The sequence below is a fragment of the Methanobacterium sp. SMA-27 genome, from assembly GCF_000744455.1.
Lineage (GTDB): Archaea > Methanobacteriota > Methanobacteria > Methanobacteriales > Methanobacteriaceae > Methanobacterium_B.
In genome coordinates, this window is sequence record NZ_JQLY01000001.1 from 218599 (window position 1) to 234051 (window position 15453).

The 15453-nt window shown below is 34.1% G+C and carries 14 protein-coding genes; 10 read left to right on the forward strand and 4 right to left on the reverse strand.

The window, feature by feature from the left end:
• Positions 1–13: 13 nt before the first annotated feature.
• The 5 genes from DL91_RS01130 to DL91_RS01150 all read left to right on the forward strand — a co-directional run bounded on the left by DL91_RS01130 (position 14) and on the right by DL91_RS01150 (position 2802).
• Positions 14–523 carry a DUF367 family protein gene (locus DL91_RS01130; protein ID WP_048189873.1) on the forward strand — a complete coding sequence of 170 codons (510 nt, stop codon included), beginning with the start codon at positions 14–16 and terminating at the stop codon, positions 521–523.
• Between the two features lie 2 nt (positions 524–525).
• A complete protein-coding gene (locus tag DL91_RS01135) occupies positions 526–672 on the forward strand; it encodes a 50S ribosomal protein L40e (RefSeq protein WP_048189874.1) in 147 nt (48 codons plus the stop codon).
• Positions 673–819: 147 nt separating this feature from the next.
• The gene (locus tag DL91_RS01140) at positions 820–1563 is read left to right on the forward strand and encodes a geranylgeranylglyceryl/heptaprenylglyceryl phosphate synthase (RefSeq protein WP_048189875.1); all 744 of its coding nucleotides are present in this window, start codon (positions 820–822) and stop codon (positions 1561–1563) included.
• 179 nt (positions 1564–1742) lie between these two features.
• Complete coding sequence (locus DL91_RS01145) at positions 1743–2423, forward strand: DUF169 domain-containing protein (RefSeq protein ID WP_048189876.1); 681 nt, start codon at positions 1743–1745, stop codon at positions 2421–2423.
• A 160-nt stretch (positions 2424–2583) separates the two neighbouring features.
• A complete protein-coding gene (locus DL91_RS01150; protein ID WP_048189877.1) occupies positions 2584–2802 on the forward strand; it encodes a hypothetical protein in 219 nt (72 codons plus the stop codon).
• Positions 2803–2951: 149 nt separating this feature from the next.
• Here the strand turns inward: DL91_RS01150 and DL91_RS01155 are convergent, their stop codons facing one another.
• From DL91_RS01155 to DL91_RS01170, 4 genes are all read right to left on the reverse strand, one after another.
• On the reverse strand, positions 2952–6404 hold the full coding sequence (locus tag DL91_RS01155) for an Ig-like domain-containing protein (RefSeq protein ID WP_048189878.1): 3453 nt from the start codon (positions 6402–6404) through the stop codon (positions 2952–2954).
• A gap of 404 nt (positions 6405–6808) precedes the next feature.
• On the reverse strand, positions 6809–7465 hold the full coding sequence (locus tag DL91_RS01160) for an NTP transferase domain-containing protein (protein WP_048189879.1): 657 nt from the start codon (positions 7463–7465) through the stop codon (positions 6809–6811).
• 89 nt (positions 7466–7554) lie between these two features.
• Complete coding sequence (locus DL91_RS01165; protein ID WP_231551345.1) at positions 7555–8688, reverse strand: hypothetical protein; 1134 nt, start codon at positions 8686–8688, stop codon at positions 7555–7557.
• Positions 8689–8884: 196 nt separating this feature from the next.
• Positions 8885–10135: a Mur ligase family protein gene (locus DL91_RS01170; protein WP_048189881.1), complete on the reverse strand. Its 1251-nt coding sequence runs from the start codon at positions 10133–10135 to the stop codon at positions 8885–8887.
• A gap of 224 nt (positions 10136–10359) precedes the next feature.
• On the opposite strand from DL91_RS01170, the gene hypD reads away from it, so the two are divergent.
• From hypD to DL91_RS01195, 5 genes are all read left to right on the forward strand, one after another.
• Positions 10360–11418 carry a hydrogenase formation protein HypD gene (gene hypD, locus DL91_RS01175; protein ID WP_048189882.1) on the forward strand — a complete coding sequence of 353 codons (1059 nt, stop codon included), beginning with the start codon at positions 10360–10362 and terminating at the stop codon, positions 11416–11418.
• A 45-nt stretch (positions 11419–11463) separates the two neighbouring features.
• On the forward strand, positions 11464–12141 hold the full coding sequence (locus tag DL91_RS01180) for a phosphoglycolate phosphatase (protein WP_048189883.1): 678 nt from the start codon (positions 11464–11466) through the stop codon (positions 12139–12141).
• 84 nt (positions 12142–12225) lie between these two features.
• Positions 12226–13530 carry a TldD/PmbA family protein gene (locus DL91_RS01185; RefSeq protein ID WP_048189884.1) on the forward strand — a complete coding sequence of 435 codons (1305 nt, stop codon included), beginning with the start codon at positions 12226–12228 and terminating at the stop codon, positions 13528–13530.
• Between the two features lie 7 nt (positions 13531–13537).
• Positions 13538–14584 (forward strand): radical SAM protein, encoded by a 1047-nt coding sequence (locus DL91_RS01190; protein WP_231551346.1) that lies wholly within the window; start codon positions 13538–13540, stop codon positions 14582–14584.
• Positions 14585–14645: 61 nt separating this feature from the next.
• The gene (locus DL91_RS01195; RefSeq protein WP_048189885.1) at positions 14646–15425 is read left to right on the forward strand and encodes a sister chromatid cohesion protein PDS5; all 780 of its coding nucleotides are present in this window, start codon (positions 14646–14648) and stop codon (positions 15423–15425) included.
• Positions 15426–15453 lie beyond the last annotated feature (28 nt).

Genomic DNA, 15453 nt, shown 5'->3' on the forward strand with positions numbered 1-15453 from the left:
GAGATGTAAAACAATGAAAGTGACAGTGTACCATGCAGAACAGTGCGACCCAAAGAAATGCACAACAGTGAAACTTCAAAGACAAGGCAAGATTGAAGTGGTTCCTAAACTAAACAAGTTACCTAGAGGCGCTATAGTTCTGGATCCCTTTTCTGAAAAGTCCATGTCACCTGAAGACAGGGAAATCGTTGAAAAAAACGGTATTGTAGGTCTTGATTGCTCATGGAACAGGATACAAAAGTCTAGCATAATGTTCAAGGGCAAAAAATATCATAGGTCTCTTCCTTTTCTTGTTGCAGCTAATCCAACGAACTATGGAAAGCCATGCAAACTCTCAACTGCAGAGGCTATTGCAGCAACTTTTTATATAGTGGGGCTTAAAGATAATGCTGTTGAAATAATGTCCCAGTTCAAGTGGGGACCTCATTTTCTAACACTCAATCATGAGTTATTAGAAGCATATTCCCGTGCTAAAACAAGTGCGGAAGTTGTAAAGATTCAAAATAGATTTATAGGAGGCTAAAAATGGCTAGATTTGAAGAAGCAGAAAATAGGCTGTTCAAGATTAAGATTTGCCTTAAATGTAACGCAAGAAACCCTCCAACCGCTAAAACATGCAGAAAATGCGGTTACAAGGGCTTAAGATACAAGGCTAAAGAACCGAGAGGTTAAACAAATTCCATATTATTAACTGGAGGTATTTAACTCCTCCATGTTAAATATATGACTTCAATTTAGTTTATTATATGATTAAATGTTGGTTTTTTAAATTTTAATAATATTTTTTGTTAACAAATAATTTAAACTAGAGTGATTTAGATGAACGTTGAAAACTACATCAGACAAACTCTAAAGGATCACAAGATACATCTTACCCTTCTTGATCCCGAGGAGCAGAGACATGAAGAGGCAGTATTGATCGCAAAAGAAGCTGTTTCTGGAGGTACTGATGGGATAATGTTGGGAGGTTCAACAACAGATTCAACAGAGCTTGATGCAACAGCAAAGGCCCTTAAAGAAAATGTTGATGTACCAATAATACTTTTTCCAGGTAATATAAGTGGTGTTAGCCAATATGCTGATGCCATATTTTTCATGAGCCTTTTAAACTCAAGCAATCCCTATTGGATAACTGGAGCTCAAGCATTGGGTGCTCCAATCATAAAGAAAATGGGTATTGAAACTATATCTATGGGATATTTGGTTGTTGAACCTGGAGGCACAGTTGGATGGGTAGGAGATGCAAAACTTATACCTAGAATCAAACCAGATTTAGCAGCAGCTTATGCGATTGCTGCAGAATTTATGGGCATGAAACTCCTTTACCTTGAAGCAGGATCAGGGGCTAATCAATATATTCCTGAAAAAATGATACAATCGGTAAAAAAATCTACAGGTAGCATTGTTATTGTTGGCGGAGGAATTAGAACCGGCGAAGATGCTGCTAATGTTGCAGCAGCAGGTGCTGATATATTAGTAACAGGAACAATTGTAGAAAAAAGCTCCAATATCAAAGACAAAATAAAAGAATTAGTTGATGGTATTAGATCAGTTAAAGATTGAATTTATAAATTAATCCATTCTCATTTTTTAAATTCTATTCTGCCAGATAAATAGCCTTTATATTTTTTTGCTCTAATTAACATTTAAGAGAATATCTTAATGTAAATGGATACTTCACGTTGTTATAAGATAAAAAATATATTTGTGTTCACACAACCTTAATGTTAGAGGTGAGATTAATGAGTAGTTGTGAAATAAACGGGTATGAAGAGTTATCACAAAAATTTAAAGATAAACTTGGCTTGGAAAAATCTCCTGTTGCAGTTAAACTAGTTTTAAATGAAGATGATATTCCTGAGGGTATTCCAAAGATTGAAGAAAAAGTCCGGCATTGTGAAATGATACAGAAAGCATCACAAGGCGATATATTCTATGCTACTGCTGAAGAACAGGCCTGTAAAGGTGGAGCAGGAGCAATAGGGCTTATGGAACCCCCTGAAAAAGTTAATTCTGGTGAGATGTATTATTCTTTGGGAAGATTTTCTAGTTTGGGTTCAGCTAAAAGAACTGTTGATGCAATTCCAAAAATAGAACCCATAATGAAGGCAATAGCATACTCACCACTTGAAAAAGCCCCATTTGACCCGGATGTTGTGGTTATAATATGTAACCCTCAACAAGCAATGCAACTTGCTCAAGCAATGGTTTACACCCTTGGAGGCCGTTTCGAAGCAGACTTTGCAGGAATTCAATCGATATGTGGTGACGCAGTTGCAGGACCATACACAACCAAAAGACCCAACATAACATTGGGATGTAGTGGGTCAAGGAAATTTGCAGACATAAAACCTGACGAAGTAATTGTTGGAATGAATGGTGAAAATATAGGCTGTATTGTAAATGCTCTCGAAGCATTATAATTAATTAAAAATATCTTGAATTAACATTCTAATTTTTTTTTATTTGGTTTAATTAATTATTCTTTTAATTAAAACCCCAATTTAACGAAGTCTTTTCAGAAAATTATAATATTTGTAAAAGACAGATATAATTACAACAAAACCCTTAGAGGTGAAAATTATGTCTGAAGAAAAACAGGTTTTCGAAGTGCTTGATGAGATTAAAAATTTAGAAGAGATCATTACTAAATATGTAGAAAAGGGAGAGATGGGCAACAAGTTGGTTGCAAACTGGACATTTGATACACTCAAACTCGTTGGTAAAATGGGTAAATTGATAGAAGAGCTTGAAGATAGATTAGATTTATTGGAAGAAGAAGTAGAGAAAAAGAAATTCTAAGTTGATAATAAATCAAACATATATTTTCCTTAATTTTTTTATTTAATAAATTATTGACATAAAAAAGCAAAATAGCTATTCGTTTTCTAGTAAACTAAATAAAAAAAAAGAAAAAATTAGAGAGATTTTAATCTCTTAAACCCGCATTATTAAACAGTTACTGTTTTAAATGTAGTTGTGTATGTTGTTGCTAGTCCTTTTCCTGCTAGATCTGTTACACTATTGGCATGTATAACAACAGTGTACGTGGTTCCTTTTGCTAATGCTGTGGTAGGTGTTATACTAAGTGTACTACCGCTTATTGTTCTTTTGAATGATACTGTCTTTCCACTAGAAGTTTTTAGTTCTATCACTACATTTGTTCCAAATTTAATTGCTTCACTGAAGTTGATTTTAATCACTTTATTTGTTGCTAAATTCACTGCATTGTTGACAGGATTTGTACTGATTATTTTTGGTGCTAAATTAATTGTTTGTGACGTAGATGCAGTCGTTGTATTTGCTGTTTTAAATGTGGTAATGAGCTGTGTTGCTAAACCATTTCCTGCTAGATCTGTAATGCAGTTTGGATTTAATGTGAGTATATAATTTGTGCTCTTGGCTAAAGCTTGGGTTGTATGGTATATGAATAGAGTGTTGTTGGTTATTGAGAATGTTATTGGTATAACTGTTCCTCCGCTGGATTTGAGTTGTATAAGTCCAGGGCCTAGTTTTATTGGTCTGTTAAATGTTACTGACAGCAGTTTGTTGGTTGGAACATTTATTGCATTATTGACTGGGTCTGTGCTGGTTACTGTTGGTGAGGTTACAGTGAAACTGGTTGTAAATATCGATGTTAATCCTTTATTGTTCATGTCTAAAATGCTGTTTATTGGTAATGATAGGGTGTATGTTCCGGGAGTTAGATTACCAATAGGGGTAATGGTTAAAATGTTTCCATTGATTGTTTTTGTTATTGGCATTTTTGTGCTTGCACTGTTCAGTAAAGTTATTAAGGCATAATTAGGGCCTGTTTTTATTGGTATATTGAAAGTTATTGTGATCGGTTGGTTTCCTATAACATTATTTGCATTATTAACAGGATTTGTACTTACTACGTTTAATGGTACAACTGTGTTAAATACAAGAGTATATTCATCACCAATATTACCTGCAAGGTCTTCGATTGCATCAACTGGTATGAATAATGTGTATTTAGTTGAAGGCTGAAGGCTAGTTGGAGTAATTATTAGTGTGTTCATTACTATTTGAATATTGGACAAAGGAACATTTACTCCGTTAAGTGTAATACTACTTAATCCTCCTCCTATGTCAAAATTACTTCCGCGTTGTATCTGTTCATTATATACTAATTTAATTATTTTGTTTAATTGTACATTCGATGAATTGTTTACAGGATCTATGCTGCCTACAGTTGGTGGTGATGTATCAAGCAAGTTATCGATTTTCGATATGAATGCATCATCTGTGTACTGTAAATTATCTACAGTATTTGTTTGATAAGCACCTGATGTAGTTGGATAATCATTTGACCAAGTATCTCCTACAAGGAATATGTTTCCAATGGTGTCTATGGCGAGAGCTTCACCATAATCTGCATTAACCCCTCCTAGGAATGTGGTTTCAACTTTTTCTTGTGCTGTCATAACATTTGTGAATGTTGTGAAGAAAACATCTTCCATACCGTGAGCTGTAGTATCACCACTTGGTAGTTCATTCGGGAAGCTTTTGGTTGAATTCGTTGTACCTATAATACCAATATTTCCCTGATCTGATACAATTACTCCATTGGCAAAGTCTATACCATTTCCACCTAAATATGTGCTACTTAAAATATTTTGTATTTGTTTATCCATTATTACAACAAAACCATCTTCTTTTCCATTGTTTTGACGTTGTTTAGCTCCAAGAGTAGTATACATGTTAGATGACCATGTTCCCCCTACAACATAAACTCTACCAATTGGATCTACTGCAATGCCATTTCCAACATCTCGAGCTGATCCTCCTAATAATGCTAGTCCTTCTATATTTTCAAGATATTGGGCTGATAGTTTGACAACAAAAGCATCATAATCGCCTTTGTTAGTTTGGAACCCATTATCGGGATATACGTTGGTATTAGTCACTGCAGGGAAATCAGTTGCATTGGTGGCTCCTGTTACATAGATATAATTTGATTGATCTACAGCAAGACTAGTTCCGTAACTTGTTCCAGATCCTCCAAATACTACACCGGATCTTAGGGATGCAAGATTGTTATCTAATTTTGAAACAAATACATCACCATTTCCAACGTAGGAAGTTTGAGCTAATGGTTCATTGAATGAAGAATATCGGACAGGGAACCCTGTTACTGGATTATTTTTACTATCTGTACCATTGTATGAAAATGTTTGTCCGGTTATGTAAACATTGTTGGATGCATCAACTATAATTGCGTTGGCCATATCTGCACGGTTTCCACCGAAAAAAGTACTTGCTTCTAACGTGGTGAGGTCATTACTCAATTTTGAAATAAAGACATCACCTGCACCAGTATCCCAAGGAACTGTAAATGCAGTATTTGGATAATTTTGGGAATAGGTTGTACCCGTTATAAATACATTACATCCTAATCGTCCTTGGTTATCTAATGCAATGCCTGTAGCTTTGTCACTGTAAGTTCCACCTATAAAAGTACTGGAAATTAATGTCGTAAGTGTACTATCAAATTTTGATACGAATGCATCCCATTCACCACTTTTGATTGTGGTTTGATATCCTCCAGCAATGGTAGGGAAATCACCTGAACCAGTATATCCAGTTACATATACGTTTCCTGCTTTGTCAACTGCAACGCCCTGTGCATTATCATAACTGTTTCCACTGAGGAATGTGCTGGATAATAAAGGATCTATGATTAGTTTGTAGTTTTTGTTGTATGCACCTGTTTTGTATCCGTAGCTTAAATTGTTGATTACATATGAAACAGATACATTGACTTTTTTACCATTAATTATTTGGTAAGCTACTGGTTTGGTAAGTTTTAATGCACTTAAACCATTTAGTATTTCCAGTTCACCTTTTTTATTTATTTTAAGTCCTTTGGAACCGCTAACTGTTACCCATATGCTACTAGGGCTTCCACTATTTCCAATGGAATAAATCTTTTCAATGTTTTTACCATGGGCGTTTAGATAGAGATCAATCCCATCGTATAAATTTGAATATTTCACCTTGGAATAGGTAGCTAAATTCTTCTGTACATTTTTACCTTTATAGTAGCTAACCTTGGTTTTTGATTGATCATACCCTTTAACATCAACATTATTGGAATTTACAAATTTTTCACTAACAACCCATCCCTTTTTATCTTTGGTCAGAGCATAGACAATTCCATTATCTTTAACATAAACATTTCCAATAAATGTGTTAGCAGAATATTTTACATTTTTATCAGATATTTGTCCATGATTCTCCACAAAAGGAATATTTACGGTTGTGAATTTTTTATCATTTAAACTAACTTTTTTAGTGGTACCTGCTGCACTGGCTGCTCCCATAAAAAGAAAAAATATCATTATTACCAATACAATCAAGCCCTTTTTTCTCAAATTCAAAATCTTCCCCCCCCTAACAATTTTTCAGTCTAAAACTTTTTTAAAACTAATTTATTGCCTATTTTGAATTCAACCCCCATTTCTATTGTATAAATTGAAATAATTAATTACTAATTTCCTATTTTCATCTTTTGTATTATTAAGTTTTTCTATGTGCATTAATTCAGCTTAAGGGGTTTTTTTAATCTATAAGGGATAATCCAATTTAATAGAATCCTTTAAAAATAGATAAATCATTTTAATTTGAAATTGTTTACCAGTAACGTTTTAATAGTATATATGGGGCATATTACAATTCTTATCTAGGTTTAAAATTAAATCTATAATCAAGCAGATACATTAATTCCAAAAATAGATTTATTATAAAATAAGATTTAAATTAAATATGTAAAATTAAAATAAAACTAAAAATTGTCTTTAACATGAAGATAATCTTCATATCTGTTGATATTTAGAAGTTCAAGGTTGTTAGTAGCTGGATTTCCATAAAAAACAACTCCATCTGCTATCATTTTTCTTAAAATGGGATTTAGATTATCATTATGATCTAATAAATATTTCAAAAGCAGTTTAGTATGACATACAAATGGCATTCCAAGGCCTTCTGCAGATTCAAGATAACCATATTTCTTCCGTGCTAATATTGACACTATATTTTCAGGATTTTCATATTGTAAGGCTTTGGCTTTGATTCTTTGTAAAGTTTTACTCGTGACAGTTGGTTGGTCTGCTGCAACACAGAGACATAAACTAGGTTTAACATTTTGTACTCCATTAAGTAATGTTTGTGATAGTTCAACATTATAATCCGGATTTTCAATTACTTTTACTTGTTTATAATTAAATTCCTTTAAAACAGCAGATATTTCATTGCTGAAATGGCCCAAAACTACTGTACACTCATCAACTCCAGATTTGAGCACGTTTTCAATGGTGTGTATAATAACCGGTTTTCCATTAAGGTCCATAAGCAGTTTATGATTAATATCGATACCTCTAGACTTAAGATCTTCTATCATCCTTCTATTTTTTCCTGCTGCGGTTATAACTGCTGAAACCATATGATCACTCTCAAGGCTAAAACTATCTGGAGCGCTTAATATTAATTTATTAATATAAAAGCTATTTTGAAGAAAAAATTAAAAAGGGTTTAAGGTGTGTACTGTATAGTCTTTGCAAATAGTCCCATTCCTGTACCACTACCCGATGTCCACATAACTATCTTAATTGGATAATCTGTTGGATTATTCACGAAAATTCCAGTTGCTGGGTTGCTGACCAGATCCACACAGTAGAATCCGCTGCCCATACCCTTCGGTAGAGGGCTACCTGCATCCATTACAGCGGACCTTAAAGCTCTTCCTGCAGGACAAGCACCATGTGAAACCCAGCTGTGTAATTCCGGATCGTAAACACCAGTAAAGGTAACATCTTCTTTGCCCGATGCAGATGAATGTGGCGGAACAATTGTGTTATTCCAAGCTTTAACAAATGTCCTGGAATTTTCTGCACGTGCTACATTGTCATACTCGGCGTAATATCCAACAGTATCTGCACCGCTTCCTACGATATTTTGATTAGTGCCACCATTATAAACCATTACAGGAGCACCTGAAGGATATTCAGACATATATTTTACAGTATCGTTACCAAAATAGCTTGATATCTTGCTGGGAGACACAGAATTTCTACCATCATTGAATTTTGAAAGAGAAAAATCCAGTCCAATTGAATCTCCAACATCAGAACTGTTATACCATTCCTTAAGATCTGTAACATTAACATACATGGTTGGAACTGTATCGTTACTTATGTCAGCTGCAGCCACAGTTTTAACTGTTTTATTTTCAGTTTTAATATCAATCCCTTTATCTGTTTTTACAGCTACTGTGTATGGTGTTTTATAACCCCATACAAATGTTTCAGGAGGATTTACAACAAGCTTTGATCCATTTACACTAACCATTCCAGGACCATTAAATCCACTTGCATCACCATATCGTGATACATTCCCTCCTGTGATCTTGACTATAGGCGTTTCAACAGATCCAGTTGTAATCGCAGTAAAAAAGTCTGTGAATTGATTACTTTTTAGATCTTCGATGAGATATTCTGGATGGTAAATAACTGGAACCTTACGAATTTTGGTACTGTCAACAACTTGTTGTCCACTAAGAACAGTCTCCCCTATACTAACCGCTGCAATTTCTGCAGGATTTTGAGCAGGAACGTATCCATCTACACTTTTTCCAAATGTAAATAATGCAACAGCAAAAATTACCAATATCAAAATTATAAATATAGGATTTTTCAGGAAATTTACCAGAATAAACCCCTCCTCTCACTCAACATTTATCTTTCTCTCCTATCAATCCCGTCCCAAATTTATATTATAAAAATAAATTTTATACTAAAAAGTATTTATAGTATGTGATTATGGGTTAGATATGTGTAAAAAAAGGTTAGTACATATAAAATTATTAAGTACTCCCATGATTATTATTACAATTAGAAAGTTCAGATAATGTCTTTTGGAGGCACATAATCTTTTCTTGACCATTTCCACCAATAAAAATGTTTTTATATTTGGCTGTACACTTAACTGTTAAGTCCACAATATCTGTAACTTTTGTTACAATACAAACTTCACCTACGTAGCCTTCATCTCTTAATATTTTAAGAGCAATATTGGTGGTGTTGTCTAATCCGGGGAATAATACCACAAGTGAAGGGTTTGCATTTGAAACTTCTTTTAATATATTGTAACGACATATTTCACCTTTTCTTGGTGTGCCCACTATTATAACATCCACATGGGCTTCGCTAAAAACAGCAGCAGCTGCGTCGGGATTATCAGTTTTTCCAATTATGATCTGAGCTCCTTTGTAACTAATAGTTGTTGTTCTTCCCTCAACTATAGTAAAATTGCTTAAAACATCTTCTATCAGTTTTGTGGGTATTTTCAAAATTTCAGCAACTTTAGACGCTCCTGAAGCATTTTCCCTGTTAAAAGCTCCAAATAATTTCAGTTTTCCAGTGTAAGGGCCGAAGAAAAAGGTTTCATTTGCACAATCTGCACAGATTTTGAGTAAAATATCATTCTCATTTAAAAAAGCTTGTTTTTTACCATTTAAAAACTTGCAAACTGATTTTCTGTAATTTTCTAGAGTTAAATGGTGGTCCATGTGGTCTGATCCCATATTGGTTACCAGGACCATATCAAAGTCAAAGACATGGGATGCAAAATCAAGTGTCATATCACATACTTCAACAAGAATGATATCATACTCTCTTTTTGAAGCTTCAAGTATAACTTTAGTGTATCCTTCAAAGCCTCCACCGGCATTTCCACCTAAAAGTACATTTAAACCAGATTTTTCCAGTATATCCCTTAACATGTAACATGTTGTTGTTTTTCCATTGGTTCCAGTTACACCAATTGTTAAAACAGATTTATGGGCTGTTAAAATATCTGAAAGCATTTTATGATCCGATATTATTTCTTTAACAATTTTTTTACCCCACAAACTCGGACTAACCACAACTGCATCTGCAGAATTTATCTTTCCATGATCATGAAATCCAAGATCAAATTCTAAATTTGCATTTCCAAATTCATTTATTACAATATTTTCATTTAGATCAGAAGCGTAAACCTGATGTCCATAATCAAGGAGAACTTTAACAGCATTTTTACCTTCCATTCCCAGTCCAAGAACAGCTACTTTCATTTTATTACCGTTTTGTAAATGATTTTTATATGAAATTTAAGAATATTTTAATAATTAAATATACATTGATAAATAGGATTTAATAAAACATGAATTATCCATACTTATTTTTATCTATCTGTTTTTACAATAGATATAACAAAGGTAATTAGATTATTGAAAATGAGTTATCATCCAATAAAATCGAATCTAATTTCAAATATTGAACTTATCATGGTGGCATAATGAAAAATTTATCAAAGGAAATAGTACAAAGAATTGAAAAAATTTCAAGACCCGTAAAGATAATGCATGTTTGCGGATCACACGAACACACTATAATGCAGCATGGAATAAGAACACTAATACCAAAAGAGGTCGAAATAGTTGCAGGACCAGGATGTCCTGTTTGTTGTGTGCCTTCAAGGGAAGTTGATGAATGCCTCTACCTAGCAAGGGAGGGGGTTACAATTGCTACATTTGGGGATATGTTAAGGGTTCCCGGAACAAAAGGTTCTCTTGCAGATGCTAAGGCAGATGGTGCAGATGTCAGAATAGTATATGGCGTTAACAATGCAGTTGAAATGGCACAAAATACAGACAATGAAGTTGTTTTCATGGCTGCTGGATTTGAAACCACAGCACCAACAACAGCAGCTGAACTTGTAAACGGACCTCCAGAAAACTTTTCAGTTTTATCAAGCCACAGACTTATTCCACCGGCACTCAAATTTCTGATAGAATCCGGGGAAGTAAACCTCAATGCCCTAATTGAACCCGGACATGTTTCAACAATAATCGGAACAAAACCCTACGAACCATTTTCAGAGAAATATGGGATTCCCCAAGTTGTTGCTGGTTTCAACCCATTCGATGTACTCATAGCAATCTATATGGTTTTAAAACAGTTTAAAGATGGCAAAGCCGAGGTTCAAAATGAATACAAACGTGCTGTAAGAAAAGAAGGAAACTTAAAGGCGCAGGAACTTCTTGAAGAGGTTTTCTACATAACAAGTAGGGAGTGGAGAGGATTTCCAGAAATTCCAAATTCTGTCTATGAAGTAAAGAAAGAATTCTCGGATTATAATGCTCGGGAAAAATTTGACATAGAAATAGGAGAATCTAAACAGCTTGTAACTGGATGTATATGTGGCCCTATACTCCGAGGCGTTGCTAGACCAGAAGAATGTAAATTATTCAAAACAGAATGTAACCCAATGAACCCTGTAGGGGCGTGTATGGTCAGTAAAGAAGGAACTTGCAATATAGCTTACAGATACGGATCTTTTGATCCGTCAATGTAGAACTTCATTAATACCCAATTTTATATTTAAAATACAGGTGAATGGATGATAAAAGCAGTAGCCCTTGATGTTGATGGTACTATTACAGATAAACGGCGAAGAGGATGTATAAGTGCCATAGAAACAATTTATAAAGTTGAAAATACGGGGATTCCGGTTATAATTACAACTGGAAATATTTTATGTTTCACAAGGGCATTATCAATATTTTTAGCCACTTCTGGAGGTATGGTCGCTGAAAATGGTGGGGTAATAGAATCAAATGGTGTTAAAAAAATTCTTGGAAATTTTGAAGTTTGCCAAGAGGCATATAACTATTTGAATTCTAAATTATCTGTAGAAAAAGTTCAAAACTCTGATTTAAGAGTTTCTGAGATAGCTCTGACCAGGAAAATTCCTGTAAAGAATGTTAAAGAAATTCTACGAGAGTTTGATGTCAGAATTTATGACAGCAAATTTGCAATACACATAACAGACCCTTTGGTAAATAAAGGATCATCCCTTATTAAAGTTGCAGCTGATATTGGGGTGAAACCCAATGAGATCCTTGCAATTGGTGACAGTGAGAATGATATGGAATTTTTATCTGCTGCAGGTACTAAAGTGGCTGTTTCAAACGCTGATAAGGAACTTAAAGATATAGCAGATTATGTTACCAAACAACCCCATGGAAATGGTGTAAAAGAAGCAGTGGAAAAATATATTCCTGAAATTCAATTATAAATGAATTTATTTTCATCAATTCATATTTAATAAACAAATTAAACTTATTCAAAATATTGGACAAGTACTTCGAGGTGTAATTATATGATGCATAATATAGCAAATCAGGCACTTGATCTGGCCCTTAACTACACTGATCAGGCTGAAATTTATGTGGAGAAGGAAGAAGGTGTTAATGTTGATATTAAGAAGGATAAAGTAGACTTTGCAAAGGAAGCATTCACATTTGGACTGGGAGTAAGGGTGATCCTTGATGGGAGAATGGGATTTTCATATACAACCAATCTTGATAACATTGAACCAATAGTTAAAAGTGCAATGTTCAATGCTAAAGCCAATGAAATTGATGAGAACTTTGCATTTGCACCTAAATCAGAATATCCTAATGTAAAGGGAATTTTTGACTCTAAAATTGAGTACTTGGATCTTGAAGATATAATCGGATTTGGAAATATCATGCTCGACACAGTACTGGATGAAAAATGTGAACCAACATCGGGTGGCTTTTCAACAGGCTACAGCAAATTCATAATTGCAAACTCAGAAGGTACAGTTGCTCAAGATGTTTCATCAATTTATTCGGGTTATATTTCGGTTAATGTGGACGATGGAGAGAATGTATCTACTGCAAGTGAATATGATGCATCAAGATATATGGATATAAATCCTGTACAAATAGCTGAGAAGGCATGTAAAATAGCAAAGGACTCAAGAAATGGTAAACCAATAGAAACAAAAGATTTTCCAGTTATTCTTGACCATCATGCCGCTTCAGGGCTTGTTGCAACATTTTCAAGCGCTCTTAATGCCGATAATGTTCAGAGAGGAAGGTCTGTTTTTGCTGATAAAATTGGTAAAGAAGTCGTATCCAGTTCTTTAAGTATATATGATGACGGAACTCTTGAAGGTGGCCTTCAATCCGCTGTTTGCGATGGTGAAGGTACTTCGAGCCAAAAAACACCTTTAATTGAGAATGGATTGTTAAAAAACTTTATGTACGATATTTACACCTCTAAAAAGGGAGGAGTTGAATCTACAGGTAATGGTATGAGATCATCGTATGGTGACGTTCCAGCAGTGGGTTTATCCAACTTCATACTTGAATTTGGTGATATAAAAGATATTTCAGAGATTGACAACGGTGTGTTAGTTACAGACATTCTAGGGGCACATACAGCAAATCCCATTTCTGGAGACTTTTCAGTAGAAGCCATGAATGCATTTAAAATTGAAAATGGAGAGTTAAAACATCCTATAAAAAAGGCTATGCTTTCGGGAAACATTTTCCAAGCAATGAAAACTGCATCTGCAGGATCTGCGGAGGTACGTAAGATAGGGCCATTTGTGCTTCCTACAATTCTAATTGAAAATTTGCGAGTGGTTGGTTGATGTTTTGTTGGTTGATGGAATAGATGGACAGTTTAACAGGAATATAATACATGCACTTCAGGGTTACTTTAGAATAGCTTCAAATGAAAAACCATCAAGGTTAAGGGCCTCTTCAAGCATTCCTGCAGGATATTCCGAGGATGTAGATATCTTATGGGATGAACATAAGAGTTTACTTGGAGAATACAACCAGAAATACGTTAAAACTTCTTGGAATGAAATTGAAAGACCTGAATTTTCTTTGTTAGATCTTAAAATTAAAATTGCAGATAAAATATTTGGGAAATGTGTTTTATGCGAAAGCAAATGTATGAAAAACAGGAAATTTGAGAGCGGGCTATGTGATGTGAAAAAACCTTACATATCCTCTGAATTTTTACATAAGGGGGAGGAACCACCGTTAATTCCAAGTCACACAATATTCTTTTCCGGATGTAATTTTAAATGTGTATACTGCCAGAACTGGGATATTAGTCAACATCCAGATCAGGGTATGTTATTGGAACCAAAGAAACTTGCAAGGATAATCGATCTTAGACGCAGACAGGGTTCAATGAATGTAAATTTTGTTGGGGGAGATCCTACTCCTAACATGCCTTATATTCTCCGCACAATGAAATATTCCAAGGAAAACATTCCTATTGTCTGGAATAGTAATTTATATCTATCCAAACAGGGAATGAACTTGTTAGATGGGTTTGTAGATCTTTATCTAACAGATTTTAAGTATGGAAACAATGCATGTGCAATGGATCTTTCAGGAATCCCCAATTACTGCCAAATTATAAAAAGAAACCATAAAAAAGCATATAAATCTGCAGAAATGATAATAAGACATCTTATACTACCAAATCATATTGAATGCTGTTCAAAACCACTTTTAAACTGGATAGCCGATAATCTTGGGTTAGATGTTGTTTTGAATATAATGCCTCAATACAGACCAACCTACAATGCATTTAAACATCAAGATGTTTCAACTCTTCCCACCATCGATGAAATAAATGAAGTAAAGTCATTTGCAGAAGGTTTGGGGTTTATAAATTTAATATAATTTTAAATAGAATTAATCTATATTGTAAAGAGATATTCAACAATTCGGGTGGAATGATTTTATGGGATTTTATGATTTATCAAAGGAGGAAAGACAGAAAATTGTCAAGGAAACTGAAAACAATATACTAACTGCAATAAATGATTCAGCTGAAAAATTGGATAAAAAGTTAGTTCCTGATGTTATATTGGATTATGCATCTGATGGCGACACATACATTAGAAAAAATGCTTATATGGCAATAAGTAGGATATATTTAGGGCATAATGATTTGCGGGAAAAAATACTTCAAATTTTAGATAACATGCTTGAAAATCCTGAAGAAAGAGTTAGACAAACATCTGTATATTCCATGGGTGAAATAGGAAAAAAGGATACAAATTGTGTAATGAAAAAGTTTGAAAGAGCTATAAAAGACAAACACCCTTCTGTTAGAAATGCTGTTATAGGTGCACTGAAACAGATGGGTCAAAAAAACCCAGAACCAACATTTAATTTTGCAAGAAAACATTTGCACGATGAAGATCCTGAAATTCGAAGGGTAGTTATCCATGGAATTGAACTCAGGGGTAGAACCCATCCTGGTGAAGTTTTAACACTTTTAAAAGAATTACAAGATGAAGAAGTGAAGAGCGTTCGAAATATGATTGTACATGTGATTGGACAGATTAGCTATAAAGAAGAATGTCTTGAAAAGGTAGTTAATAGTTTGAAAAACTGGCATAACAAGGAACTTGTTTGTGACGCAGCTAAAGAGATATTGCTGGTTCACATCAGATACAAATTTGCAGTAAGATCACCGGAATATGCCGAAGAGTATATAAAAAAACATTTAACATGATTATTTAGATATCATTTAAGAAAATTTT